The organism is Franconibacter pulveris (assembly GCF_056780215.1).
In genome coordinates, this window is the sequence record NZ_CM165555.1 from 2,979,299 (window position 1) to 3,005,901 (window position 26,603).

At 53.5% G+C, this 26,603-nt stretch carries 26 protein-coding genes and 3 tRNA genes; 9 read left to right on the top strand and 20 right to left on the bottom strand.

Annotated elements, in window-relative coordinates; translation table 11 throughout:
* Positions 1-16: 16 nt before the first annotated feature.
* Positions 17-595, bottom strand: coding sequence for a flagellar transcriptional regulator FlhC (flhC, locus tag ACU4F7_RS14060; RefSeq protein WP_024559019.1), 579 nt, complete (start codon positions 593-595; stop codon positions 17-19).
* Positions 596-597: 2 nt separating this feature from the next.
* A complete protein-coding gene (gene flhD, locus ACU4F7_RS14065; RefSeq protein ID WP_481637174.1) occupies positions 598-948 on the bottom strand; it encodes a flagellar transcriptional regulator FlhD in 351 nt (116 codons plus the stop codon).
* An 806-nt stretch (positions 949-1,754) separates the two neighbouring features.
* On the opposite strand from flhD, the gene uspC reads away from it, so the two are divergent.
* Positions 1,755-2,177, top strand: coding sequence for a universal stress protein UspC (gene uspC, locus ACU4F7_RS14070; RefSeq protein WP_029591951.1), 423 nt, complete (start codon positions 1,755-1,757; stop codon positions 2,175-2,177).
* Positions 2,178-2,216: 39 nt separating this feature from the next.
* On the opposite strand, the gene otsA is transcribed toward uspC, so the two are convergent.
* The 7 genes from otsA to ACU4F7_RS14105 form a co-directional block, all read right to left on the bottom strand.
* Positions 2,217-3,641 carry an alpha,alpha-trehalose-phosphate synthase gene (otsA, locus tag ACU4F7_RS14075; RefSeq protein WP_029591952.1) on the bottom strand — a complete coding sequence of 475 codons (1,425 nt, stop codon included), beginning with the start codon at positions 3,639-3,641 and terminating at the stop codon, positions 2,217-2,219.
* Positions 3,616-4,422, bottom strand: coding sequence for a trehalose-phosphatase (gene otsB, locus ACU4F7_RS14080; protein WP_029591953.1), 807 nt, complete (start codon positions 4,420-4,422; stop codon positions 3,616-3,618). Before otsB ends, otsA begins: the two co-directional genes overlap by 26 nt.
* 160 nt (positions 4,423-4,582) lie before the next feature.
* On the bottom strand, positions 4,583-5,563 hold the full coding sequence (araH, locus tag ACU4F7_RS14085) for an arabinose ABC transporter permease AraH (protein ID WP_024559014.1): 981 nt from the start codon (positions 5,561-5,563) through the stop codon (positions 4,583-4,585).
* Between the two features lie 13 nt (positions 5,564-5,576).
* Complete coding sequence (gene araG, locus ACU4F7_RS14090; protein ID WP_029591954.1) at positions 5,577-7,091, bottom strand: L-arabinose ABC transporter ATP-binding protein AraG; 1,515 nt, start codon at positions 7,089-7,091, stop codon at positions 5,577-5,579.
* 64 nt (positions 7,092-7,155) lie between these two features.
* Positions 7,156-8,145, bottom strand: a complete 990-nt coding sequence (gene araF, locus ACU4F7_RS14095) for an arabinose ABC transporter substrate-binding protein AraF (RefSeq protein ID WP_024559012.1) — start codon at positions 8,143-8,145, stop codon at positions 7,156-7,158.
* Between the two features lie 274 nt (positions 8,146-8,419).
* Entirely contained in the window at positions 8,420-8,935 is a 516-nt protein-coding gene (locus ACU4F7_RS14100; RefSeq protein WP_481637175.1) for a cupin domain-containing protein, read from the bottom strand.
* A gap of 56 nt (positions 8,936-8,991) precedes the next feature.
* Positions 8,992-9,549, bottom strand: coding sequence for a DJ-1/PfpI family protein (locus tag ACU4F7_RS14105; protein WP_029591956.1), 558 nt, complete (start codon positions 9,547-9,549; stop codon positions 8,992-8,994).
* 361 nt (positions 9,550-9,910) lie between these two features.
* Between ACU4F7_RS14105 and ACU4F7_RS14110 the strand changes: the two genes are divergently transcribed.
* Together ACU4F7_RS14110 and ACU4F7_RS14115 are read left to right on the top strand one after the other, a co-directional pair.
* Complete coding sequence (locus ACU4F7_RS14110; protein WP_029591957.1) at positions 9,911-10,414, top strand: non-heme ferritin-like protein; 504 nt, start codon at positions 9,911-9,913, stop codon at positions 10,412-10,414.
* Between the two features lie 211 nt (positions 10,415-10,625).
* A complete protein-coding gene (locus ACU4F7_RS14115; RefSeq protein WP_029591958.1) occupies positions 10,626-11,969 on the top strand; it encodes an anaerobic C4-dicarboxylate transporter in 1,344 nt (447 codons plus the stop codon).
* Between the two features lie 45 nt (positions 11,970-12,014).
* On the opposite strand, the gene ACU4F7_RS14120 is transcribed toward ACU4F7_RS14115, so the two are convergent.
* Together ACU4F7_RS14120 and azuC are read right to left on the bottom strand one after the other, a co-directional pair.
* On the bottom strand, positions 12,015-12,263 hold the full coding sequence (locus ACU4F7_RS14120; protein ID WP_024559008.1) for a DUF2766 family protein: 249 nt from the start codon (positions 12,261-12,263) through the stop codon (positions 12,015-12,017).
* A gap of 137 nt (positions 12,264-12,400) precedes the next feature.
* Positions 12,401-12,484, bottom strand: coding sequence for a stress response protein AzuC (azuC, locus tag ACU4F7_RS14125; protein WP_103676150.1), 84 nt, complete (start codon positions 12,482-12,484; stop codon positions 12,401-12,403).
* A 214-nt stretch (positions 12,485-12,698) separates the two neighbouring features.
* Between azuC and ACU4F7_RS14130 the strand changes: the two genes are divergently transcribed.
* On the top strand, positions 12,699-14,120 hold the full coding sequence (locus ACU4F7_RS14130; protein ID WP_029591959.1) for an MFS transporter: 1,422 nt from the start codon (positions 12,699-12,701) through the stop codon (positions 14,118-14,120).
* 39 nt (positions 14,121-14,159) lie between these two features.
* Here the strand turns inward: ACU4F7_RS14130 and ACU4F7_RS14135 are convergent, their stop codons facing one another.
* Positions 14,160-14,798, bottom strand: a complete 639-nt coding sequence (locus tag ACU4F7_RS14135; RefSeq protein ID WP_029591960.1) for an RpiB/LacA/LacB family sugar-phosphate isomerase — start codon at positions 14,796-14,798, stop codon at positions 14,160-14,162.
* A 154-nt stretch (positions 14,799-14,952) separates the two neighbouring features.
* The gene (locus ACU4F7_RS14140) at positions 14,953-16,200 is read right to left on the bottom strand and encodes a methyl-accepting chemotaxis protein (RefSeq protein WP_481637176.1); all 1,248 of its coding nucleotides are present in this window, start codon (positions 16,198-16,200) and stop codon (positions 14,953-14,955) included.
* 264 nt (positions 16,201-16,464) lie between these two features.
* Between ACU4F7_RS14140 and yecR the strand changes: the two genes are divergently transcribed.
* The 3 genes from yecR (at position 16,465) to ftnA (ending at position 19,651) form a co-directional block, all read left to right on the top strand.
* Entirely contained in the window at positions 16,465-16,812 is a 348-nt protein-coding gene (yecR, locus tag ACU4F7_RS14145) for a YecR family lipoprotein (RefSeq protein ID WP_481637177.1), read from the top strand.
* Between the two features lie 170 nt (positions 16,813-16,982).
* Entirely contained in the window at positions 16,983-18,929 is a 1,947-nt protein-coding gene (locus ACU4F7_RS14150) for a putative bifunctional diguanylate cyclase/phosphodiesterase (RefSeq protein WP_481637178.1), read from the top strand.
* A gap of 224 nt (positions 18,930-19,153) precedes the next feature.
* Positions 19,154-19,651 (top strand): non-heme ferritin, encoded by a 498-nt coding sequence (gene ftnA, locus ACU4F7_RS14155; protein ID WP_481637179.1) that lies wholly within the window; start codon positions 19,154-19,156, stop codon positions 19,649-19,651.
* A gap of 309 nt (positions 19,652-19,960) precedes the next feature.
* On the opposite strand, the gene ACU4F7_RS14160 is transcribed toward ftnA, so the two are convergent.
* From ACU4F7_RS14160 to uvrY, 6 genes are all read right to left on the bottom strand, one after another.
* Positions 19,961-20,047, bottom strand: a tRNA-Leu gene (locus ACU4F7_RS14160).
* Between the two features lie 12 nt (positions 20,048-20,059).
* Positions 20,060-20,133: transfer RNA gene (locus ACU4F7_RS14165), tRNA-Cys, on the bottom strand.
* Positions 20,134-20,187: 54 nt separating this feature from the next.
* Positions 20,188-20,263: transfer RNA gene (locus ACU4F7_RS14170), tRNA-Gly, on the bottom strand.
* A gap of 163 nt (positions 20,264-20,426) precedes the next feature.
* Positions 20,427-20,975: a CDP-diacylglycerol--glycerol-3-phosphate 3-phosphatidyltransferase gene (pgsA, locus tag ACU4F7_RS14175; RefSeq protein WP_029591964.1), complete on the bottom strand. Its 549-nt coding sequence runs from the start codon at positions 20,973-20,975 to the stop codon at positions 20,427-20,429.
* Positions 20,976-21,030: 55 nt separating this feature from the next.
* Entirely contained in the window at positions 21,031-22,863 is a 1,833-nt protein-coding gene (uvrC, locus tag ACU4F7_RS14180) for an excinuclease ABC subunit UvrC (protein WP_029591965.1), read from the bottom strand.
* Entirely contained in the window at positions 22,860-23,516 is a 657-nt protein-coding gene (gene uvrY, locus ACU4F7_RS14185; protein ID WP_024555907.1) for a UvrY/SirA/GacA family response regulator transcription factor, read from the bottom strand. The genes uvrC and uvrY overlap by 4 nt, the downstream gene beginning before the upstream one ends.
* Before the next feature lie 487 nt (positions 23,517-24,003).
* On the opposite strand from uvrY, the gene ACU4F7_RS14190 reads away from it, so the two are divergent.
* Positions 24,004-24,228, top strand: a complete 225-nt coding sequence (locus ACU4F7_RS14190; protein ID WP_024555908.1) for a DUF2594 family protein — start codon at positions 24,004-24,006, stop codon at positions 24,226-24,228.
* A gap of 67 nt (positions 24,229-24,295) precedes the next feature.
* Here ACU4F7_RS14190 and sdiA read toward each other — a convergent pair whose 3' ends face one another.
* Positions 24,296-25,021, bottom strand: coding sequence for a quorum-sensing transcriptional regulator SdiA (gene sdiA, locus ACU4F7_RS14195; RefSeq protein WP_029591966.1), 726 nt, complete (start codon positions 25,019-25,021; stop codon positions 24,296-24,298).
* Positions 25,022-25,195: 174 nt separating this feature from the next.
* On the opposite strand from sdiA, the gene ACU4F7_RS14200 reads away from it, so the two are divergent.
* Complete coding sequence (locus ACU4F7_RS14200; RefSeq protein WP_481637180.1) at positions 25,196-26,554, top strand: CoA transferase; 1,359 nt, start codon at positions 25,196-25,198, stop codon at positions 26,552-26,554.
* Positions 26,555-26,603: the final 49 nt, after the last annotated feature.

The window sequence follows — 26,603 nt, forward strand, 5'->3', positions numbered from 1 at the left end:
TTCCACACCGAACCGGTTAGACGGCCTGATCGACCTGTTCATCCAGCAGTTGTGGAATAATATCGGCAGCTTCCCGGGAAAGTTTACGTCTTTTTACCGCGCGGGATGGCGGCTGGCACAGGCTGCACGCAAAGCTGCCAACCGGCTGGTGCGCATGGGTGATAAAGTTGCCGCCGCAGCAGTTGCAACGGGACAACTCCAGCATGCCGCTTTCAACAAAACGCACCAGCGTCCAGGCGCGGGTTAAGGCAAGCAGCGGTCCTTCTTCCTGCTGCGGGCACTGTTCAAGGTACAAGCGGTAGGCTTTAATTACCGCATCCACGCCGCTACACAGCCCCGTGCGCAGCAGGTATTGCCAGGCGTTGCAGAACATCGACGCGTGGATATTCTGTTCCCAGGTCATAAACCAGTCGGTGGAAAATGGCAGCATGCCTTTCGGCGGCGGGCTGCCTCTCAGCTCTTTGTAAAGCTTAATCAGGCGGCCACGGCTGAGCTGGGTTTCGCTTTCGAGCATTTGCAAACGCGCGCCAAGCGTAATCAGCTCCATAGCCAACTGAATATCACGAGCTTCCTGAACAATGCTTTTCTCGCTCATGACTATGCCCTTTTCTTCTTCGGTGCGTCATCAGCGCTGGCGACTTCGTTGAGCAGTCGCGTGGAGAGCAGAATCCCGGTGTGGATCTGCTGCAGATCGTCAACGCGGGACTCCTGCGTCAGACGCGTGATCGTTTGATGATCGTTAAAACGGAACTGGCAAACCAGCTGATTGGTTTCAGCCAGCTTCACCATTTGCGGCAAAGTCAATTCAACAAGCGTGGTGGCCATCTCTTCGTTAATACCTAAACGAAACATAGCCGAAGCCTTATCCTGACTGATCAGCCTTTGCGCCAGTAACAAATATGACAGATTGATATCATAAATATGTTTTAGCAACTCGGATGCGTGCATTTTTCCCATCCCGAATAACCAATTTTATAAAATGCGGCGTTGCCGCACCCCGTGATGTCGCCGGATAAGCTCCGGTAAAAAATAAAACCGTAATGGTAAAAAAATAATGGGTAGTACGCTGTGCTGACCGGTTAACTATGCCGGTTTAAATAGTTGCTTCCCTGTAGCGTTTCCTTACGCGTTTAAGACTTATTTACAAATTCCTAAGATTTTTCCTAATTCGCGCAAACTGTACTCGTCACCCCTGGCACATACAATGTGGTCGCGCCGAGATTTTAGGAATTATGTGATGTACGTCACATAATTTCAATCTATAAATCACACGAAAGCATAAGTGACAGTGTTTATTTGGACAAAAAATGAGCAAAGGCGACTCATAATAAGCTTCCTAAGTCGAATATTAATGCAGCGATGTTTCAAATAGTGACGCCTGAAATACTTGCTACCAGCAATTATTTTACAACCATTTAATAGATGATGGTTCTATGTTAGAAACATTACACTTCCGTTAAACCCAAAGATTTAAATACACTATTTTCAATTATTTACGATTAAGTTACGCGTAACATAAAAAATGGCTTTTTGATGTCTTTACTGCCGCTAAACTGTCAAAAATTTGCGATAAAATAACCACAATTGTTACGTCTCATTAACAATTGGAATTCCTGCATATTCCATTTATAAGAATAATTAAAGTATTTTTATGAGACCCATCACGCTTCTTTCAAACGTAACGCTTGCGCAAGGGATTTATCAGGCGTAAGAGCGAAGAGTGGCTTTATTATCTTGTTTAAAAGGAGATAAACATGAGCTATGCCCATGTTCTTGTTGCCGTTGCGGTAACCCCCGAGAGTCATCTGCTGGTTGAAAAGGCCGTTTCGCTGGTGAAGCCTTACCAGGGACGCATCACACTGCTTACGCTTGCCGCAGACCCGGAGCTTTATAATCAATTCGCCGCGCCCATGCTGGAAAATTTGCGGGAATTAGTTTTAGAGGAGACGCAGGCTTTTTTAGAGGAAATTAAGGTTCGCGCGAAATACCCCATTTCGGGTTCGCACATTGCAACCGGTGAATTAAGCGATCATATACTGGATATTTGCCGCAAAGAGAATATTGACCTGGTTATATGCGGTAACCATAACCAAACCTTTTTCAGTAAAGCCCTTTGCTCAGCAAAAACGGTTGTCGCCGCCAGCAAAGTGGATGTCTTATTAGTGCCGCTCAAGTAAAATAGCCTGCCTGAGTGGAACAGGCAGGCTATTTTCGGTTTACGCCAGTTTCGGGAAGGTCGCCACTTTACTTTGCAGCTGGCTTTCTTCGCTGCGTGGCGTCACTTGCTTTAGGTCGGCGATAAAACTCTCCTGCCAGTGATTGATGTCATTATTTTGCACAATCTCCAGCATTTCACTGTGGCGCGCGATACGCTCCGCCAGCGGCATCGTTAGCGCCCGGTCAAGCGCCGCCGCGACTTCGTCACGATCGTAAGGGTTTACCAGCAGCGCGGAGGTCAGCTCATTCGCCGCGCCCGCAAAGCGAGAAAGCACCAGCACGCCCGGATTTTTCGGGTCCTGCGCCGCCACATACTCTTTGGCGACCAGGTTCATCCCATCGCGCAGCGGGGTGACCAGGCCGACATCCGCATAGCGAAAGACTTTCATCAGCAGCTTGCGGTCAAAATGCTGGTTGAGATAGTAAAGCGGCGTCCAGCCGAGCTGGCCATATTTGCCGTTAATGCGGCCCGCTTCGGTTTCCAGCAGATGACGAATGTCCTGATAAGCCTGCACATCGCCGCGCGACGTCGGCGCAATCTGCGTATAGCGAATTTTGCCGTGGTGCTGCGGGAATTTCTCAAGCAGCGCTTCAAACGCCTGGAAACGCTCCGGCAGGCCTTTGGAATAATCCAGCCGCTCCACCGAGAAGATGTTTTTGATGCTGCCAAGCTCTCTTTTGAGCTGCTCAAGCTTCGGCGGCAACGGGCCTGCGGCCTGTTCGGCAATCTCATCCGGTTCAATGCCGATAGGGTAAACTTCCGTGCGGAACGTTTTACCGTAAGCGGAATGGGCATGTTTACCATGCGCGGTAAGGCGCGTCTGGGAAGCAAGGCTGTCTAAAAACGCCACGCGGTCGTTTTCCGTCTGGAAGCCCAGCAGGTCGTAATCGCACAGCTGCTCAAGCAGCTCTTTATGCGGCGGCAGCGCGTTAAAAATTTCCGGCGTCGGGAAGGGAATATGCAAGAAGAAACCGATGCGGTTATTAATGCCGCGCTTACGCAATTCGGCTGCGAACGGCAGCAGATGGTAGTCATGGATCCAGAGGATATCGTCCTCTTTCACCAACGGTTTCAGCTTGTCCGCCAGCAGGCTGTTAACGCGCTGATAGCCTTCCCAGGCATCACGCTGAAAGTTAACCAGGTCCAGACGGTAGTGAAAAGCGGGCCAGAGAACGGCGTTGGAGAATTGGTTGTAATATTGCTCATGGTCTTCTTCGCTGAGGTTGAAGGAAGCCCAGGTAATATTATCGCGAGTAACTTTCTTTAGCGGCGCGTCTTCATTGCCAATCTCTCCGCTCCAGCCAAACCAGAGACCGCCTGCGGCTTTCAGCGCCCCCAGTATCCCTACCGCGAGGCCCCCGGCGCTGCTCTTTTTGTCATCAGGCGGGGCGATACGATTAGATACTACGACTAAGCGACTCATAGCCTTCTCTCCTTTCAGTAAAGTGCTTTTTTTCTTGTTCTAAGTGTTGTACGAGTTCTTCAAGCCAGGCGTGCACCTCTTGTACACTGGAGAGACGCCACTTCGCCTGCGTCTCTCCCTGCCCGACCTTAATGGATACGCCGTTTAAGGCGTTTACGGTATGAAAGCCAGCCTCATCCGTCAGGTCATCGCCTACGAAGACCGGCGTGCGGCCTGCAAACGGCGCTTCTTTCAAAAACGCCGCCACGGCCGCGCCTTTATTAATGCCCTTTGGTTTCAGCTCTACCACGCACTTGCCTGGCTGTAGCGCCAGCTCTTCATGCTGCTGCGCCATCGACTGGGCAAGCTGCAACACCTGTTGCTCATATTCCGGCGCCTGTCGGTAGTGCAACGCAAAAGCCATGCCTTTTGGCTCAAGCTCGGTGCCCGGCATTTTCGCCAGCGCCTGCCCAAGCCGCAGCTGCAGCGATTCCACCAGCTCAACCGGCAGCGCCACGACATGGCTGTTCCCATTGATATCACGACGTTCCGCTCCGTGTACCCCGGCGAGCGGGAACTGGAACGGTGTGGCGAGCTTGTCCAGCTCAGCCATCGAACGTCCTGAGACCAATGCCAGCGCCCCGTCATTCATGCCAGACAGTTTTTGCAGCAGGTTGCGCACGTCAGGGGGAATGGAGACTTGATCCGGATGCGGTTTGATTTCCGCCAGTGTGCCGTCCAGGTCAAAAAAGAAGGCAAGCTCCCCGGAAAGCAGCGGCGGTGTAGACAGTACTTCAGCCACCCAATTTCCTCCTTACAGGTTTAATGGATAACCGCTTCGGTTATCCAGGGTTGTTCGTTAGCCATGTAAGTATAGACAGTGTGACGAGTGTCGCCATTCGACAACAGCTTCGCCAGCCGTAAATGGCTGGCGAAGTGGACGAATATCAGTCAAAAAACGGTTAAACCGTACGCTTTGCTTTCTGTTTGTAGCGGTCGAAAATCACCGCTGCAAGCAGGATGAGGCCGCGCACCACGTACTGTGCGAAGGGGGAGATGTTCAGCAGGTTCATGGCGTTTTCTACGGTGCCGAGAATTAATATCCCCGCCACCACATACGAGATTTTTCCTATGCCGCCTTTCAGCGAAACGCCGCCAAGAACGCATGCCGAGATGACGATCAGCTCATAACCGATGGAGGTCATCGGCTGGCCGCTGGTCATACGCGAGGCGAGAATAATTCCCGCCGCCGCGGACACCAGACCGGAGAGCACAAAGATGATTATCTTGGTGCGCACTACCGGTACGCCCGCAAGACGCGCCGCCTCTTCGTTGCCGCCAATCGCCAGCGTATTGCGGCCAAAGGTGGTTTTATTGAGCAAGAAGCCGAACAGCACCAGGCAGGCGACCGTCAGCCAGATTGGCGCGGGCAGCCCCAGCCAGTTAGCGTAGCCCAGGGTGAAGAAGCTCTCGTCTTCAATCCCGACCGCTTTGCCGTCGGAGATGATATAGGCCAGGCCGCGGACTATCTGCATGGTGGCGAGCGTGGTGATGAGCGCGTTGATTTTTAGCTTCGCAATCACAAACCCGTTCACCAGGCCGCTCGCCACGCCAAGCATTAGCCCTGCGAAAACGCCAATCCACAGGCTTTCAGTCATGTTAATGACCACCGCCGTGGTCACGCCCGCACAAGCGATAACCGAAGCGACAGACAGGTCGAAGTCGCCTGAGGCAAGGCAGAAAAGCATGCCGCAGGCCACCATGCCGGACATCGAGATGGCGAGGCCCAGCCCTTTCATATTGATGAAGGTGGCAAAGTTGGGAACAAAGATGGCGCAGGCGATAAACAACACCGCGAAAACCACCAGCATGCCGTACTGATCCCAGATGCGGCCAACGCTAAACGGCGATTTGGTTGCGCCGGATGATGTTAATGAAGACATGTTCACTCCTCTCTCAGGCAACCGCCTGGCTGACTTTGGGCATAGCGAGACTCAATGCCTGCTGTTCGCTGGCCTGGTCATGCAACAGTTCTCCGGCGATTTCTCCTTCGCGCATCACCACGATGCGGTCGGCGACGCCAAGCACTTCCGGCAGATCGCTGGAGGCGAAAAGCACCGCCACCCCCTGCGCGGCAAGCGCGTAAATCACGTTGTAAATCTCATGCTTCGCGCCGACATCAATGCCGCGCGTCGGCTCGTCGAGCAAAATCACTTTCATCTCTTCCGAAAGCCAGCGGCCAAGAATGGCTTTCTGCTGGTTGCCGCCGGAAAGATTCATGATGAGCTGCTCGGCGGTCGGAGTTTTAATATTGAGCGAGCGGATATGGTGCTGGGCGTTGTTGGCTTCCCACTGATTATTGATAAGGCAACCCGCGCTGATATGCTTGCGCCGCGCGCTGATGTTGATGTTGTCCTGCACCGAGTGCACCGGAATAATGCCGTCGGCTTTACGATCTTCCGGGCAGAGCATCATGCCGGCGCGGATGGCGTCGCTGGGTTCACGGATAGCCACCGGCTTGCCATCTATTAACACCTGTCCGCCAGTGATGCGCGTGCCGCCAAAAAGCCCTTTCATCAGCTCGCTGCGCCCGGCCCCGACCAGACCAAACAGCCCGACGATTTCCCCGCTTTTAACGCTGAGGCTGACCGGCATCCGCACGCCTGGCGCCTTGACGTTATCGAGCCGCAACCGCTCTTCGCCGTAAGGACGCGGTTTCCAGCCGTAGATATCGCCGAGGTTGCGCCCGACCATCGCCTGCACCAGGCTGTCGTGATTAACCTGCTGCATATCGCTAAAAGTGCAGACATAGCGCCCATCTTTAAACACGGTGATGGCGTCGCTCAGCGCGAAGATCTCTTCCATACGGTGCGAGACATAAAGAATGACGCGCCCCTCCTTTCTTAACTCGCGAATCACCCGGAACAGGTTTTCGATTTCCCGCGCCGAGAGCGAGCTGGTGGGCTCGTCAAAGGCGATAATCTTGGCGTTGCGCGCCAGCGCCTTGGCGATTTCCACCATCTGCCACTGGCCGATGGAGAGGTATTTCAACGGCGTCTGCGGGTCGATATTCAGCCCAAGATGCTCAAGCTGCAGTTTTGCTTCGTAATTCAGCAGCGAACGGTTAACAATGCCGCCTTTATGCGGGATCTGGCCGAGATAGATGTTCTCGGCGACAGACATTTCCGGCACCAGATGCAACTCCTGGTAAATAATGGCGACCCCGGCGTTCAGCGCCGCGGTGGTGTCATTAAAAGCCACCTCGTTGCCCTGAATGGCGATGCTGCCTGTGGTTGGGGTGTAATTGCCGCTCAGGATCTTCAGCAATGTGGATTTACCGGCGCCATTTTCCCCCATCAGGGCGTGGACCTGGCCGGCGTGACAATCAAAGCTAATGTCGGAAAGCGCCTTCACGCCCGGAAAGGATTTTCCTATGCCACGAAATGAGAGATACGGTGCTGCCTGTTGCATAACGCCTCCACAATCGACTCCGGAAGCGGGCGCATTGCGCGCCCGTGAGTTGTAAACCAGACCATTACTTGCCGCCCAGCCCTTTTTTCGCCAGTTCGTCTTTGAAGTTGTCGCGGGTGATAAGCACCACGTCGGTCACTTCAGTGAACTTCGGCGGCTCGGCCCCTTTCGTCACCCAGTTGTAGAGCATTTCGCTGGATTTATAGCCATGCACGTCCGGGCTTGGCAGCAGCGAGCCATAGAAGCCGGTGGCCTGCGCTTTGGAAAGCTCGCTTACCGCATCGACGCCGTTGATGCCGATGCCGATAACGTCCGGCGCTTTAAAGCCCTGCCCTTCGGTGGCGCGCACACCGCCCAGCACCGTGTTGTCGTTCATGCCGACAACCAGCCAGTGTTTCACTTCAGGATGCTGAACGAGCAGCGAGTTGGCGGCGTCAAACGCGCCAGGAATATCGTTGGATTTGGTGGGTACCTGATAGATCTGTTTTTCCGGGAAGCCAGCGGCCTTCAGCGCGTCCATCGAGCCGGTGGTGCGGCGGCGAGCGGTATCGAGTTCGTTGGCGGTGATGGCCATAACGGCGGACTCTTTTACATCCCAACCGCGTTTTTGCATCTCTTTATAAAGCTCCTGGCCCTGACGCTCGCCGATTTTGGCAGCCGCCATCATCACCAACGGAACGGTTTCCATCGGCTTGCCTTTGGCGTTAACGAACTGATCGTCAACCGCAATGACTTTCATGTCGTAGCCGCGCGCTTTCGCCACAATCGCCGAACCCAGTTTCGGGTCTGGCGTACAGATAACAAAGCCTTTAGCGCCGCTTGCCGCCAGGCTGTCGATAGCGTTAAGGGTCTTTTCGCCGTCCGGCACGGCGATTTTGATCACTTCAAAACCCAAATCTTTCCCGGCTTTATCAGCAAACTTCCACTCGGTCTGGAACCAGGGCTCCTCCGGCTGTTTAACCAGAAAACCCAGCTTCATGGTTTCTGCGATAGCGGATTGTGACATAACGGCAGCCAGACCGAGCGCTGCCAGCGCTTTAGTAAATTTGTGCATGGTTGACTCCAGCTTTAGCTTTCTTTTATGCAGGGTAAAAACCTGTACGGTTCTTTTAATCGGACATAAAACAAGGCATTAGCCTCGCCTTCCCGGCAGAGGCTGTTGCTGGAGATAGTTTAATAAGGAAATCAATCCTCCATAGGAGAGCAAAATCACACCGCAGAATTACAGTCAGAGTGTGCATAGATTCAGCAATTTAAGGCATAATTCGGCGCTTATATGTATGATGAATGGTAAAGGGAGCGGCAGGAAAATCCATATCCCCAGTTGCTCAGTCCTGGCGGTTCCATGCTTCGAGCAAACCGCCCGCGCTGCCGAAAAGCGGGTCGCTGTGCGCAATGGCGACCTGGGCGACATTTTTTAATGTTTCCTGCAACTGTTCCGGTTGGTCGAGGTACTTATCGGGGGAGAGATGAGGTGGATAAGCGCCAACCGCCATGAAATCATCGCTGGCGCGAATTTGCTTATGGCCGACGCCCGCCGGAATGAGTACTGCATCGCCTCTTTTCAGATGTACCACCGGGCCGGTTTCACCGCCGAGCTGAATATCCGCTTCGCCAGCATAAATACCCAGTACTTCATGCGTGTTGGTGTGAAAATGGGTATAGGTAAAAACAGGATAGCGCCAGCGCGGCGGCCAGTCGTTCTTGTCGAAAACGGCTTCAAACCAGGCGGCGCTGTCTCGCGCGTCCTCCGGCATAACCTGGCGATAAAGCAAAAGCGGCAGCGGATTATTAGGCACGCCGCCGCTGGGTTGCGATAAATAAAGCGTTTCGTAATGGTTCATAGAGCCCCCTGCTCGCTTAAAACTAAAAGTATAGCCAGCGGCGCGGGGATGAACGTTTACCAGGCGTAATAGATATGCCCGGCATGCTCGCGCACGGGCGCTTCCTCTTCCAGCAGGCGGGCAGCAAGGGTCAGCGCAAAGTCAAAAACATGACCGAGCCCTTTGCCGCTGAGCAGGTTGCCGTCCTCCACTACCGGCGCATCGACATAGACGCCGTCGTCGATATCCTGCCAGAGATCGCCGGAACAGACGTAACGCCGTCCTTTCAGCATACCGTTGCCGCCTAATACCCGCGCCGCGGCGGAACAGATGGGACAGATAAACTTGCCCGCTTCATCATGTCGGCGAACAAACGCCAGCACGCTTTCGTTTGCCGCAAGGCGGCGGCTGCCGTCCGGGCCGCCGGGTAAAACCACGGCGTCGTACGTCGTATCGAACCGTTCGCGCAGCGTATGGTCGGCCACCACCGGGATGGCGTGGTAGCTCTCCACGGCGCGGCTCTCTGCGCAGGATAGCGTGTCGACCTCAAGCTTCATGCGACGAAGAATATCAATAGTGACGATGGCTTCCGCCTCTTCAAAACCTGGCGCCAGCAAGACTGCGATACGTTTCATTTTCTCCCTCGTTCATTCCGTCAGTGCTTTCTCGCTACGCAGCGTAACCGTAAACGTGGGGCTGGCTTTGTTAGGCTACTCACATAAATAAAACAACGTTTCATTTATTTTCTGAATGAGTAGTCACAATAAAAGTAAGTGTAAGCAGTTGTAAAAAGCCGATCCCTGAAAGACGCGCTACCCCGGACGCAACGTATTCTGTGAGTGACGCTGGCGCCAGCGCGGCAGAAAAGCGCAGTAAAAAGGCCGCACAAACACAGCAACTTACTGATAATAATAATTTTAGTAAGTGCAATGCTAAGCGTGCTTGCGTGGCGGCGCCACCCAGAACGACATTCACCCGCTGAATAAGGATGTTTTTATGCCGACCCGTGAAATTCTTCAAAAACTCAACGCCCAGGTAAACCGCGAGTTTAACGCCTCACATCTTTATCTTCGTCTTAGCGACTGGTGCACAGAACATAACCTCAATGGCGCCGCCACTTTTCTGCGCAATCAGGCGCAAAATAATGTCACGTACATGATGTCTCTTTTCGATTATATGAAGCAGGAAGGCGCCGACCCGGTCATTGGCGCAGCGCCAGTGTCCGCCTGCGAATGCGGCTCACTGGAAGAACTCTTTCTTCGTACCCTTGATGATCTTAACCAACGGAGCGCTAGCCTTTCCCGCCTCATGCTTCTGGCCAAAGCGTGTCATGACGAGACCACGTGCAGCGTGCTGGACTCCCTGAGCGCAAGCCATGCGCAGGACAGACAGTTTTTACAAGCGCTGCTGGAAGAGGTTCGCGCCGCCTCGCGTGAAGGCGTGCCGGTAGCCGACACCGACCAATGCTTTTTCAATCTTGTTAATTACGAACATCACTAATCTCGTTAGCGTTGTTAATCCCCCCTGCCAGGCCCGGCTTAAGCCGGGCTGCTTGCGCGCATGCGGCGCTGAACCACGGCGTTTCCCTTCAAAGTATGTTGTAACTAACAACAGGCGAAGCGAGCGCGACATTTCTGATCTGGCTCCCAATGGTTAACCACACAATGTGTGATGATTTGTGTCGTTTTTCTTTTATTAGCCAGGGACAGTTATGATAACCATTGAATTTATAGTCATTATTCTTTGCCTGTTAGTGGGAACGCGTTTTGGCGGCATGGGGCTCGGCTTAATCAGCGGCGTTGGTCTTTTTATCCTGACCTTTGTTTTTGGTCTTGAGCCCGGCAAGCCGCCGGTGGACGTGATGCTCACCATCCTTGCGGTCATCGGCTGCGCCGCCACGCTGCAAACCGCAGGCGGGCTGAACGTGATGATGCAGTTTGCCGAAAAACTGCTGCGCCGCCACCCGCAGCACATTACCTTGCTCGCCCCTTTCACCACCTGGTCGCTGACGTTTTTGTGCGGCACCGGCCACGTCGTCTACACCATGTTTCCCATCATTGCGGACATTGCGCTGAAAAAGAACATTCGTCCGGAGCGGCCGATGGCAGTGGCCTCGATTGCCTCGCAAATGGCGATTACCGCCTCTCCTGTTTCGGTGGCCGTGGTGTCGCTGGTCTCCATTATCGGCGCCCGGCATGGCGTAGGCCAGGCATGGGGGATTCTGGAAATTCTCGCGGTTTCGGTGCCCGCTTCGCTGTTTGGCGTGCTGATAGCCGCGCTCTGGAGCCTGCGCCGGGGTAAAGATCTGGCGGATGACGACGCTTTCCAGGCCCGTATTCGCGATCCTAAACAGCGCGATTATATTTACGGCGCCAGCGAGACGCTGATGAACCAGCGCTTCCCTCGCGAAGCCTACTGGTCAACCTGGATCTTTTTTACCGGCATTCTGGTGGTTGTGCTGCTCGGCGCGTTGCCCGCGCTGCGCCCGGCATTTGAAGTCAAAGGCGCGCTGAAGCCGCTTTCCATGAACCTTGTAATTCAGATGATGATGTTGATTGCTGGCGCGGTCATGTTGGTGGTGTGTAAAGTGAACGCCGCCACTATCTCCAGCGGCGCGGTATTCAAAGCGGGCATGGTGGCGATTTTCTCAGTGTTTGGCGTCGCCTGGATGAGCGACACCTTTTTTCAGGCGCACCTGGAAGGGCTGAAACTGGCGCTGGAAGGCGTAGTGCAAAGCCATCCGTGGACATATGCGCTGGTGCTTTTTTTGGTGTCGAAGCTGGTAAACAGCCAGGCGGCGGCGCTGACGGCGGTCGCCCCCATGGGGCTGATGCTGGGCGTTGAGCCCAAAATGCTGGTGGCCTTCTTCCCCGCCTCTTACGGCTACTTTATTTTACCGACCTACCCAAGCGACCTCGCCTGCATCGGCTTTGACCGCTCCGGCACCACGCGCATCGGCAAATTCATTCTCAACCATAGCTTTATTCTGCCGGGACTGATTGGCGTAAGCTGCGCCTGCGCAGCCAGCTACATGCTGGTACAGCTTTTCTTTTAACGAACGTGAATAGAAAGCAAAACGGCCTCACAGGAGGCCGTTTTATTAATGCGCTTCGTTTTGCGGGGTGAATTTCAGCTCAATCAACGCCACCGCTTTTTGTACCGCGCGCAGCGTAACCGCATCGGCGGCAGGATGACCGGTAAAATCGATAGCCTTAAGCTGGTTCGCCATCTTCTCACGCACTTCAACCGGCGCAATCACGTCAATGACATCCAGGATCTGCTTGATAACCAGCTGGCACGCTACGATATCAGATTGCAGCTCTTCTTCGGCGGTAAAAACTTTCGACATTTTTCACTCCTTACGTTTCGTGGCGGCCATAGTAGCGGCACAAAGGGAAAAACGGTAGTAAAACGCGGAGCTAGTCGAAACGGAAAAGGAGGGATAAAGTGGAGAGACAAAAAAACCTGCCGAAGCAGGTTTTTTTATCAGAACATAGCGCCTGGCGGTACGTCTTTGAAAGTCTTGCAGTAGTTTTCGAACATGCTTTTCAGGATTTTACGGAATTTCATGATGTGCTCCGAAATTGTTTTTATGCAGGTAACGTGTTGCGATGGGCTAATAATATGACCTCCATCACAAAAATCAACCAGTTTGTGATGAATATCACACCAATAAAGTTAACGTTTTGCTCACATTTGTTAAAAAAATATAAATAAATCCATCGGTTACCTTTTAAACTGACAGGTATAAATTTACTCATTTTTTTTAAACGGGACGGTAGCGATGAGTGGTAGCGCAGGCGCGGCGGCAAGTCGCGGTCTTTCACCCGCGGCCCTGCTGGTGGCAGGCGCCTTTTTTATGGAGTTTCTCGACGGCACCGTTATCGCCACCGCGCTGCCGGAGATGGCCCGCACCTTTAGCGTGCAGGCGGTAGATCTTAATATTGGCATCAGCGCTTATCTGCTTACGCTTGCCGTGCTGATACCCGCCAGCGGCTGGATAGCGGACCGCTTTGGCGCCCGTGCGGTGTTTACGGTAGCGCTCGGTATTTTTACTCTCGCTTCGGTGCTTTGCGGCCTCGCCGCAAGTCTTGAAGTTTTTGTCGCCATGCGTATTTTGCAGGGCGTGGGCGGCGCGCTGATGGTGCCTGTCGGGCGATTAGCGGTGCTGCGCACTACGCCCAAACATCAGCTGATAGGCGCTATCGCTACCCTCACCTGGCCCGCGCTGGTCGCCCCGATTATCGGCCCGCCGCTGGGCGGTTTTATCACCAGCTATGCTACCTGGCGCTGGATCTTCTTTATAAACCTGCCGCTTGGCCTGCTGGCGATGTGGCTTGCGTTACGCATTATTCCTGATATTCGCGAGCAAGAGCGGCGACCTTTTGATACGCAAGGTTTTATCGCCACTGCCGTGGCGATGGTTGCGCTGGTCTACATGATGGAACTCCTTGGCGCAGAACAGCCGGATATCGCGCTTGCTGGCGCGTTGCTGGTCGCGGGCGGCGGCGCGCTATGGTTTGCGCTGCGCCATTTTCAGCGCGCGCGCTATCCTATGATTCGTCTTGACGCGATGCGGGTGCAGACCTTTCGCGTAACGATGTATGGCGGCTCGCTGTTCCGCGCCTCCATCAGCGCGGTGCCCTTCTTACTGCCGCTGCTGTTCCAGGTGGGCTTCGGCATGGATGCGTTTCACTCAGGTTTGCTGGTGCTGGCGGTGTTTGCCGGCAACCTCACAATAAAACCAGCCACTACGCCGCTTATCCGCACGCTGGGGTTTAAGAAACTTCTGTTGATAAACGGTCTGCTGAACGTGGCGGCGTTGCTTGCCTGCGCGTTCCTGACGCCGCAAACCCCCGTCTGGCTGATACTTGTCATTCTTTATCTGGGCGGCGTTTTTCGCTCTATTCAGTTTACGGGTGTCAGTACCCTCGCCTTCGCCGATGTGCCTTCGCCACAGATGAGCTACGCCAATACGCTGTTCAGCACCGCTACGCAACTGGCGGTCGGGCTTGGCATTACGCTTGGCGCGATTGGCATCCGGCTTGGCGAACTGGTGAGCCGCTGGTTTTCGCTTGAAAGCCTGCCGGGTGTGAGTTTTCGCCTGGCGTTTGTCTGGATTGCGCTGATTTGTCTGGTGGGATTAATCGATACGCTGCGTCTGGCGCGTCATGCCGGAGCGGCGGTTTCTGAAAAACGGGCATAAAAAAACCAGCGCCCGGGCGCTGGTTTTCTTGCGATGAAATCAGCCCAGTACTTCGCGTACGAAAGCTTCAATCTCTTTGTTCTGACAGTTTTCAAAGAAGCATTTCTGGAAACGCTCGCCGGAGACCGCCGTTTTTACCAGCTCGCGGTCGATGGCGCGCAGGGTATCCAGATAGTTCTCTTTCACGACGGCGGCTTTCACCTGGTTAAGGATGCCCGCGTTGCGAACCTGCGGCTCTTTACGCTCCGGCGGATAACCCTCGCCTTTGCGACCGGTGAACGCTTTTTCGAAGATAAAGCGCACGTTCAACTCCGCGCCCCAGCCGAAGCCTTTTGCGAAAGGCAGCGCCAGCGCGTTGCCGTTGTTGATCTGCGCGAACAGGAAAGCGTCCGCCGGATCGATACAGTAGCCGCACACCACGCCCGGATGAATGTTCAGAGACATCAGCGCGCCCTGGCCGGTGCCGCAACCGGTGATAACGAAATCCACCGCTTTTGCGTTTAGCAGGATGCTCGCCATGATCCCCAGATGGATATAGGTCAGGTGGTGATCCTGCTCATCGCTCATGCCGACGTTGTAAACCGGATAGTCTTTCTCATCCGCAACCGCCTTGAGCTCTTTGTAGATGATGGCGTTTTTCGCCGCCTGACTGTTTTCCATCATCAGTGCAATTTTCATTCTTTCCTCCTGAGGGTACGCGGGTTTCCCCGCCACGAATAGCAAACCATGAGGTAAACATACTATTCACCAAACACACTTTCAAATTAAATGAAAAAATGTTTTATAAAAGTATGTAAGCCTCACAGTTTTGCTTTTCGCCCACCAAACGGCGTCAGAATGTCTCCCAGTTTTCCTCAGCCGTTGCCAGGGAGCGCGCGGGTGCAGTGAACGACGCGGCTTTTACCGCAGGCGGTACGGCTTTCGCCTGCACAGGCTGAACGATGCGGAACAGCGCCAGGGCGTCGTTTAGGCGTACGGCCTGTTTTTCCAGATCCACCGAAGAGAGTACGGACTGCTGAACCAACTGCACATTCTGCTGGGTCACGCTATCCATCTCCTTCACGGCAATGCCCACCTGACTGATGCCTTTGCTCTGTTCGCCGGACGCGCTGGCAATCTCGCCCATGATGTCATTGACCTGCTGCACGGCGCGAAGAATATTGCTCATCGCTTCGCCCGCTTTTTTTACCTGATCCGAGCCGGTATTGATGTTGCTGACTGACTCATTGAGCAGGGTTTCTATCTCTTTCGCCGCCTGGGCGCTGCGGCTTGCGAGGTTACGCACCTCGCTTGCCACAACGGCGAAACCGCGCCCCTGCTCGCCCGCGCGCGCCGCTTCAACCGCCGCGTTCAGCGCCAGAATATTTGTCTGGAAAGCGATACTGTTTATCACGGTAGTGATATCGACGATTTTGTGTGAACTGCTGCTGATGACCGACATCGTCTTCATGACTTGATCGACAGACTGCCCGCCTTCAATGGCGGTTTGCGTGGCGTTTTGCGCAAGCTGGCTGGCGTGACTGGCGTTATCAGCATTGAGTTTAACGGTGCTGCTGAGCTGCTCCATGCTGGCGCTGGTCTGCTCAAGCGCGGCGGCCTGCTGTTCAGAACGGCTCGATAGCTCGTTGTTGACGCCTGTGACGTCGCCGGCGTGGGAGCGAATCGTATCAGCGCTGTTGCGAATGTCCGAGACGGTTTTTTCCCAGTTCCCCTGCATGGTTTTAATGTGCGGCACCATCATCCCGATACAGTTGCGGCCAAGATCGCGCAGCGGCGCAGAGAGATCTCCCTGCGCCAGCACATGCAAATGTTCACGGATAACGTCTACCGGTTTCACCAGGCAAAAATAGAGGTAGCGTTCGGTAAAAATAGTAATAGCGACACTGGCGAAAACGGAGATAACCAGCAGCGTCTGGGCGCCGTCTATCCATGATTTTTGCGCCCCCGTTAGCGTCAGACTCTCTTCCAGATTATTCAAAAACCAGAGCGTTAATCCGGAAACGCCAATCCAGGCGAGGGTGGAAAAACAAAGTATCATGACCACCATTGCGCGGATTTTGATATTACGAATGAAATTCATAGTGTTTTCTCGGTGTGTAGAAATGCCATCCTTGTGCGAGGCATGACGACACCCCTCCCTGCTTCATTCGTGATTCTTGAGTACGAATTGAAACGTGCCGTATCGCTATTTTCGGCATTTCCTGGGTAAACTTAAGTGATTGAACATAAATATTAAGTGGCACTAAACTTAGTGAGGTAATGATAATATCGCCAGGGCAAGGCTATGATCTGTGGGCTTTTCGGGCGATTGCATTGATTCGGCTTATGCCATGATGGGAGCTGAATGAACATTCCGGGAACCGACATGCGCAACGTGATACTTCTCGCAGCCCTGCTGCTCGCTGGCTGTACCATAACGAAAAACCCCGAAGTCGTGGGCGGCAACAAGCTCACTGGCATGGTGCGCCTGGGCTTTAACGACCCCGCTTTGTTTAACGCAAAAGCAGACCCTTATCTCGCTCAGGTCACCGCGACGCGTCAGTGTCAGGAGTGGGGCTTCGCCATGGCGGAAAGCTATGGCCAGCCGATAAAAACCTGCTCTGTTATCAGCGGAACGCAATGCCTGAACGAATCAGTGGTACTGGAATACCAGTGCCGTGGTTTTTCCGTGCCACAACATGCGGGTTGGTAAGCGTCGGCGCCAGCCCGTCAGGCTGGCGCATATCAATATGCGTAATGAATAATCTATTGACCATGATCTTCCTGACGCCTTTCCTTCGCCCATGATTCACTCCCCGCGCCGCTTTGCTTCGCCTTCTTTTCAGGGTCAGATAAAACAAAAACGGGAAATGTAGTCGTTGTATGAGAGATAAACGGGACAAACAAAGACTGTATCGCGCGGAAGGCATTAAGCTACTCTACAGCAACGCGCTGCCCGGTATTTTGATTACTTTTATTGTCGCCACCAGCCTGGTCTTTACTTTTCTCGACCATGATAACCGCACGGGCAAGCTCATCTGGTGGGCAATTATCTGCCTGCTGCTGGCCGTTCGTTTGGTTGACACCCTCCTCTGGTATCGGGCCAACAGCTTTGAGCGTAAACAAAACCATTTTTACTGGCGCTTCAGCACAGGCTGCCTGCTGACCAGCTTATTATGGAGCGGCTGGTGTTTGTTCTTTAGCGAGGGATTCAGTATTGAAGAGTTCACCTCTTCGATGGTGATCCTCTCTGCTATGGCAGGCGGCGCGACCAGCATACTTTCCGGCAACGCGCTTATCGGCACGCTGTATCCCATCATCGTACTGGTGCCTTTTTCTCTGGAGCTGCTTTGCGCCAGCGAAAAGTACAAAAACAATCTTGGGGCGCTGGGGCTGTGCTTTACCGCCATTATGGTTTTTTCTGCTGGCCGCGCCGCGCGCTATGTTAAGAGCGCCATTCTGCTGAAGTATAAAAACAGCCAGTTGCTGGAGCGAATGGAAGAGACGATTCGCACCCGTACGCAGGAAATTTATGAGATTTCGCATACCGACTCGCTGACAGGGTTACATAACCGCGTCGCTTTCCTGCGCGCCGCTAATGCGTTGACGCTGCGCTATAAGCAGAACGAAATTAGCGGCTTCAGCCTCTTTTTTATCGACCTTGATGGCTTTAAGGCCATCAACGATACGCTTGGCCATGACGCTGGCGACCAGATACTGCTGGCGTTCAGCGACCGGCTGAAAACCTTTAACCGGGATAATAACGCGATGCTCTGCCGCTGGGGCGGCGATGAGTTTATCTTTTGTATTCCTCTGACTGACAGAGCGCAGCTTGCCCGCCTGGCGCAAGAGATGAACGAGAGCTTCAGCCAACCCTGGGCGTTGCGCGGGCAGGAGCTTTTTCTTAGCGCCACCATCGGCATCGCCATCTGTCCACGTCATAGCGAAGCGATAACCCGGCTGATTCAGCTCGCGGATATCGCTATGTACTCCCTGAAAGGGAAGCAGCCGCAGCGCGTCGCATTTTATAACCGCGAGCTTGAGACAGAGCTGCTAAACCAGGTGTATCTGCAGGAAGCGCTAAAAAGCGCGCTGGCGAAAAATGAGATGCGGCTGGTTTATCAGCCTATTGTCGAGGCGCAAAGCGGACGTATCGTCTCCCTTGAGACGCTATTACGCTGGCAGTGCGGCGATGACGCTATTCCTCCTTCGCTGTTTATTCCGGTGGCAGAAAAAAGCGGCAGTATTGTGCCGCTGGGATACTGGATAATCGAGGAAGCCTGTAAAACGCTTGCTGAGCTGCCGCCCGCAGCAAAGGAGATTGCCCTTTCGGTTAATGTCTCTATCGTTCAATTACAGGACGCCGCGTTTATCGATAAGGTCGAGCAGTTGTTAACTCACTATGCCATTGCACCGGAGCGTCTGCATCTTGAGGTAACGGAGTCGTTATTTCACGAAAGCCAGACGGAGATTTACGCGAAAGTCAGCTATCTGCAGGATAAAGGGGTACGGATTTCCATCGACGACTTTGGCACGGGGTATTCCAGTCTTTCCGTCATTCAAAACATGCGCATCGACTTTGTGAAGATCGATCGCTCCTTCGTAAACAATATCGATGATAAAGGTCTGGCTGTGGTGCAGGCGGTGCTGACCATGTCAGGCACCTTTGGTTATGAAGTGATTGCCGAAGGCGTAGAAACGGCGAGACAGGCGCAGACGCTGCGCAACTTCGGCGTTCCTTTGTTACAGGGGTATTATTTCAGTCAACCGTTAGAAAAAGCCGCCATGCTGGCGAGAGTATTCGAAGCCACCTGCGCAACTCGCCTGTAAATTTCAATTAAGCCGCTATTAACGGATCTTTTCTCGCCGCTTATTTACCTGCTCACGCAACCAACCCTTATCTTTTATTATCTCAAAAAGAATCTTTTAATTAATCTAATGCGTCTGATTTCCATTTGCATTTTTACTTAACTACCTTATTTATTTTACCTTTTGCAAATAGTTAAATAACAAATTATAGTGCCGCCATCTTCATTCTCTTGCGGAGCGAAAACATGCTTAAACCCGATATGATGGAAAAACTTAATGAGCAAATGAACCTGGAGCTCTATTCCTCTTTGCTTTATCAGCAGATGAGCGCCTGGTGCAGCTACCACAGTTTTGAAGGGGCCGCCGCGTTCCTGCGCCGCCACGCGCAGGAAGAGATGACGCATATGCAGCGTCTGTTCGATTACCTGACGGATACCGGCAGCCTGCCGCAAATCAACGCGATACCTTCGCCTTTCGCGCAATACGCTTCGCTGGACGAATTGTTTAAAGCGACTTATGAGCATGAACAGTTGATTACGCGCAAGATTAATGAATTAGCCCATGCCGCCATGTTGGGTCAGGATTACCCGACCTTTAATTTCCTGCAATGGTATGTCGCTGAGCAGCACGAAGAAGAAAAATTATTTAAATCCGTGATCGATAAGCTGAGCCTGGTCGGGAAAAGCGGCGAAGGGCTTTATTTTATCGATAAAGAACTCGCCACGCTGGACGCGCAGGCTTAATTACGCCGTCGGTGAAAAGTAAAAGATTCAAGCGAAGCAGACATTATTTAATGTCTGCTTTTTTTATGGCGGCGTGGGGTATGGATTTCAGCGCTACCCTGGCGCAGCTGAAGAGAGACAATGTTTCCGCTTCCTCTTGTTATGCAAAGTACAACTAAAAACGGTAACAACAGAAAGCATGGCTTCAGCGTGAAAAGGAATGTGACGCGGTAAAAAACGGCAGCCAATAAGCATTACCAATAAAAAAACCACCTTTCGGTGGTTTTGCACGACACTGCTTATTGCTTTGATTATTCTTGTCTTTCCCAGTGGTACCCGGAGCGGGACTTGAACCCGCACAGCGCGAACGCCGAGGGATTTTAAATCCCTTGTGTCTACCGATTCCACCATCCGGGCTCGGGAAGAAAGTGGAGGCGCGTTCCGGAGTCGAACCGGACTAGGCGGATTTGCAATCCGCTACATAACCGCTTTGTTAACGCGCCAGATTCTTCGCCTTTTCAGGCCGCACCCGCCTTAACGGCCAGTGCTTTTTAAACTGGAGCGGGAAACGAGACTCGAACTCGCGACCCCGACCTTGGCAAGGTCGTGCTCTACCAACTGAGCTATTCCCGCTTATCAGAGCTGCTTAACTTATTGCTAAGTTAATTGCTTGATTTCTTTATCTTCCGGCAAACCGTGCCGCCGTTCGATGCGTTGCATTCTACTTACCTGACGCAGTGAGTCAACGAAATTTTCCCACCAGCCGGTTTGTTTGCTGAATTTTGCGCCGGATAGATCACCGTTCGAGCAAATCGCCCCGCGCAGCGTTCAAATATTGGAACATTGACCAGAACGTTAACACCGCAGCGATGAAAAAGAGCGCAATGCCAGCATACTCGATCCAGATGTTAGGGCGCCACAGCAGACCGATCAGCGCCAGCATCTGCGCCGTAGTCTTTACTTTGCCAATCCAGGAAACCGCCACGCTGCTGCGCTTGCCCAGCTCCGCCATCCATTCGCGCAGCGCTGAGATAATAATTTCGCGAGCGATCATGGTTGCGGCCGGCAGGGTTATCCACCAGCTGTGGTAATGCTCCGCCACCAGCACCATTGCTATCCCTACCATGACTTTATCAGCGACCGGATCAAGAAAGGCGCCAAAACGGGTGCTCTGGTTCCAGCGGCGGGCCAGGTAGCCATCAAACCAGTCGGTTATGGCCGCGAAACAAAAGATAAGGGCGCAGACAAAAGGCGCCCAGTGAAACGGCAGATAAAACGCCAGCACAAAAAACGGGATCAGGATGACGCGAAACAGGGTCAGCAGCGTAGGAATATTGAATTGCATAATGCAGGTAACTATCTGTCGTCAGTGAAATTACCGCTATGTTGCTACATAGCCCCTAATGTTTCAACGAGTAGTAGATCTTTTCTGCCAGCGCCTGCGAGATACCTGGAACTTTTGCAATTTCCTCAACAGAAGCGTTAAGCAAAGGTTGCAATCCGCCCATATATTTCAGCAGCATCTGGCGGCGTTTCGGTCCAATGCCTTCTATCTCTTCCAGCGTGCTGGTGTTTTTAACCTTAGCCCGTTTTTTACGATGTCCGGTTATCGCATGGTTATGGGATTCATCGCGAATGTGCTGGATAACATGCAGCGCGGGCGAATCAGACGGCAAAGAGAACCCCTCCCCTTCCGGTTCGAAGAAAAGCGTTTCCAGCCCCGCCTTACGGTCGCTGCCTTTGGCCACGCCGAGCAGCAGCGGATGGTGTTTATCCCAGGGCACATCAAGTTCGGCAAACACCGATTTGGCCTGCGCCAACTGCCCCTTCCCGCCATCTATCAGGATAAGATCCGGCACCTTGCTTTCATCAATCGCTTTACCATAACGGCGACGCAGCACCTGGTTCATGGCGGCGTAATCATCACCGGGCGTAATGCCGGTAATATTGTAGCGGCGATATTCCGCCCGCACCGGGCCGTTACTGTCAAAGACTACGCAGGAAGCCACTGTCTGCTCGCCCATGGTATGGCTGATGTCAAAACACTCCATGCGCTTCACTTCCGGGAGATCGAGCGTTTTAGCAAGCGCGACGAGCCGCTGGCTGATAGTCGACTGTTGCGAAAGCTTTGTCGTCAGCGCCGTCGCGGCGTTGGTGCGCGCAAGCTTCAGGTAGCGGGCGCGGTCGCCTCGCGGTTTGGTCTGAACGTGAACGCGACGTCCCGCCAGTTCGCTAAGCGACTCCGCCAGTACGTTCTGGTCCGCCAGCGCGAAGTCGAGCAGGATTTCCCCAGGCAGCGTACGCATCTGGCTTCCCTGCAGGTAAAACTGCCCGACAAACGTCTCTACCACTTCGGCTAAGTCGGTGCCGCCGGGCACTTTCGGGAAATAGCTGCGGCTGCCCAGCACCTTGCCCTGACGAATAAACAGCACATGCACGCAGGCCATGCCCGCATCAAACGCCACGCCTATCACGTCCAGATCGTCGCCCGTGTTGGAGACAAACTGTTTTTCCGTCACGCGGCGCACCGCCTGAATCTGGTCGCGGATGCGCGCAGCCTCTTCAAACTCCATGCTCTGGCTCGCTTTCTCCATGCGCGCCACCAGTTGGTTGATTACCTGGTCATCTTTTCCGGCGAGGAACAGGCGCACATATTCCACCTGCTGCGCATAATCCTCTTCGCTCACCAATCCTTCAACGCACGGCCCCAGGCAGCGGCCAATCTGGTATTGCAGACAAGGACGCGAACGGTTGCGGTAAACGCTGTTTTCACACTGGCGAACGGGGAAGATTTTTTGCAGCAGCGCCAGCGTTTCACGCACCGCGTACCCGTTCGGGAACGGGCCAAAATATTCGCCTTTGGCATGCTTCGCGCCACGGTGCATGGCAAGCCGCGGATGGGTGTCGCCGCTCAGAAAGATGTAAGGATAAGATTTATCATCACGCAACAGGACGTTGTAGCGCGGCTGATAAAGTTTGATGTAGTTATGCTCAAGCAGCAACGCCTCCGTTTCGGTGTGCGTCACCGTCACGTCAATCTGCTGGATTTGCGCGACCAGCGCTTCGGTTTTCCGGCTCGCGAGGTTGCTGCGAAAGTAGCTTGAAAGGCGCTTCTTGAGATCTTTTGCCTTACCGACATAGATAACCGTGCCGCTGGCGTCATACATTCGGTAGACGCCAGGCTGGCTGGTCACGGTTTTCAGGAAAGATTTGGAATCAAAAACTTCACTCACTGACTTGTTAACGTCTCCGCATTACACAGGCCATGGCGGATTGCCAGGTGAGTCAGCTCCACATCGCCATGAATATTCAGCTTACTGAACATGCGGTAGCGGTAGCTGTTCACCGTTTTAGGGCTGAGATTAAGTTGTTCGGAAATCTCAGTAACCTTCTGGCCTTTGGTAATCATGAGCATAATCTGCAATTCGCGTTCAGACAAACTGGCAAACGGCGATTCCGTTTTGGCAGGCTCTATCTGGCTGAGCGCCATCTGCTGCGCAATGTCTGAGGCGATATAGCGTTGACCGGCATGAACGCAGCGAATGGCGCTGACCACTTCCGCTGGCGCGGCGCCTTTGCTGAGATAACCCGCCGCGCCAGCCTGCATAACTTTGGCGGGCAGCGGATTTTCCGTATGCACGGTTAACATAATCACTTTGATGTCAGAAGAGTAACGGGCGATTTTACGGGTTGCCTCAAGGCCGCCAATACCCGGCATGCTCATGTCCATTAACACGACATCGACCGGATTCGCGCGGCACCATTTAATGGCGTCCTCACCGCAGCAGGCTTCGCCCGCCACTTTTATGCCTTTGATATCTTCAAGAATGCGTCGTATCCCTGCGCGCACCAGTTCATGGTCATCAACAAGAAGAACGTTGATCAATGGAAAACTCTCCAGAAAAGGGATAACGCTGCTAAAGCCAATTCACCGTATATTAACGGGTTTTAAGTCAACTTTAAAACTCAAAACGTTCGCTGAGCCGGTTTCCCCTCTCGTTTTTGGAAATAAAATGCGACAGCCGTAGCTAAAAAATGGCAAGAGACCGAAACAACTCAAAAACAAAGCCTTATTTTTCAATAGGTTAATTTCATATAACTTTTTTATCAGTTATCAGGAAAATAAATCTATATTTAAGTTTTTATTAATTAACCTTCCAAAAACCAACCTGAAACATATTATTTAACCGCACGAAAAATCTTCCTCACATTAAGCAAAATTTCTATAAAAAAATACGTTTGTCACGGTAAACCCCGCCCGAACAGCGTACAAAAAACGCGCATTGATTACTTTTCTGCGCCTTGTGGTATACTCCGCGCCCTCAACAATCTCGCCGCGCCTTATCGTTGCGCCATTACACAGAGGAAAAGAGATGAGCACCCCTGATTTTTCCACCGCTGACAATCTGCAGGAATTGGCTCTGGAAGTCGCCTGTCTGAAAGGCCTGATCACCCAGATGCTGCAGGCTATGGGGCAGGCAGATGCCGGTCGGGTTATTATTAAAATGGAAAAGCAGATTGCTGAAATGGAAAACGAAGCGCAGGCCGCTGTCTTCAGCAATACGGTTAAGCAAATTAAACAAGCTTACCGCCAGTAATAAAAAAGGCAGCCAGGAAAAAACTGGCTGCCTTTTTGCTGTCTGACACGCAGAACTTAAGTAAAACTCATATCAGGCCAATCGCCGCCGCGTAACAGGCAATCTGCGTCTTATTTGGCGCGTTGAATTTTTTCTGCATGTTCTTTTGATGGAAATTAACCGTGTTCTCAGAAATAGCGAGAATAATGGCTATTTCCGCCGAGGTTTTCCCCTCCGCCGTCCATTGCAAAATCTCCTTTTCCCTTTTGCTGAGCTTCATCTCAAGAGATGCCATCGCCGGGTCTTCAAGCCGGGCCAGGGTCATCATGCTTAATTCCGTCAAATACTGAAGACGCAATTCCAGTTCAGCATCATCAAGCGTTTTCCCATTCACTTGCGTGCGCGAAATCGAAAGGAAACCCTGCGCGCGGTTAGGCGCCATCACACACTGCGTTATCCCCCTGCGCAGCCCGAAATCACGGGCTCTGGCCCATAACTCCTCCGCGGGCGCCGCGAAAAGCGCATCATCCCAGTTAAGAAAACCACGCTGGTAGTTTTGTGGTTTAAGCACGGGATCGATGGCGAAATAATTCTCCGCCTGATAGTGATCTAACCACGCCTGCGGGTAGGTGGTATAAAGCGTTAGTCTTGGCCGTGTGAAAGGAACGGGATGCTTAATACAAAGCGCGAAATAATCAAATTCTAAGTTTTGCGTTTGCTGGTGCAGCAGGTCGTAAATCTCATCGGCAGTTTCGATTGACTGAAAGCGGTGCAGCATTTGCTGTCGCCAGTCAAAAAAATCACTTTCCTTCATGCTGTGCGACTATTCCCCTGCGTTATTAATATCGTCCAATTATACGAATATAACGTATCATTTCTTTGAAATCATTTATACACATTATCATTGAAGCCCACATGAGAATTATCATTGAAGCCCACATGAGAAGAAATCTCTTGCTAAGGTTTATGCGATAAGCAGGAGAGAAAAATGTGTAAACCAACCGAGACAGCTTCCGTCTTTGCCGAACTCTGGCGTGAATTACAGGAAAATTCGCCGCCGGATATTTTATATATTCATCGCGGCGCATTGCCTTCTTGCTTTGCCGTTAGCGATATTGCGGCGGCAAGTATTGCGCTGGTAGCCGGCACGTTGCAGCGCCTTATTTCTTCCAACGCCACGCCAGAAGTCGACCGCAGGCTGGCGAGCCAGTGGTTCCAGATGAGCCTGCGGCCGCTTAACCGCCCTGCTCCTGCGCTCTGGGATCCTTTTGCCGGGGATTACGCGACGCAGGATGGCTGGATAAGGCTGCATACTAACGCCGCTCATCATCGCCACGCGATGGAGCGCGTATTGGGCATTCACGCGGACCGGGAAGCGCTGGCCGCTACGGTAAAAGGCTGGCAAAGCGTGACGCTTGAAGACGCCATCGCACAGGCAGGCGGTTGCGCGGCGGCGATGCGCAGCGAAAGCGAATGGCGCAGCCACCCGCAGGGCGCGGCGGTAGCGCGCGAACCGCTCTTTATACAGCAATTCACGGGCGCAGCCCCAGCCGCGTCCTGGCGGCTGCCTGCTGCCAGACCCCTGCTCGGCATTCGCGTGCTGGATTTGACGCGCATTATCGCAGGGCCTGTCGCCACACGGCTGCTGGCGGGGCTCGGCGCGCAGGTGCTGCGCATTGACCCGCCCGGCTGGGTCGAGCCGACGCTGGAAGAGGAAATCACGGCGGGGAAACGCTGCGCGCGGCTCAATCTCAAAAGCGAAGAAGGCAAGGCGCGGTTACGCGATTTACTGGCGAAGGCGGATGTCGTGGTGCATGGCTACCGGGCCGATGCGCTGGCGGCGCTGGGCTTTGATGAGGAGACGCGAAGCGCGCTGGCGCCAGGCCTGGTGGATGTTTCGCTGAACGCCTGGGGCTGGAGCGGCCCGTGGCGCAACCGCCGGGGTTTCGACAGCCTGGTGCAGATGGCCTGCGGCATCGCGCATGCCGGCATGCTCTGGCAAGGCCGCGACAAGCCCACTCCCCTGCCGGTACAGGCGCTCGATCACGCCACGGGCTACATGATGGCCGCCGCCGTGCTGAAGGGGCTTTATCACCGTTTGCATACTCAGCAGGGCTACCGGGCGCGGCTTTCGCTGGCGCGCACGGCGGCGTTTCTGATGGCTTATCCCCAGCAGCAGGAGACGGCGTTTTCCGCACGCAGCCGATATGACGAGCTGCCTTTTTATGAGTGGTCTTCTTTCGGGCTGGGAGCGCGGCTCAAGCCGCCGCTGTGGCTTGCGGGTACGCCGCTTGCCTGGTCGCGCGCGCCGTCGCCGCTCGGCAGCGACGAGGCGAAGTGGGCATAGTGGTTTTATGCTGCGTTGAGGCAGCGCTGCGGTTCAGCGCTCCCCTCCC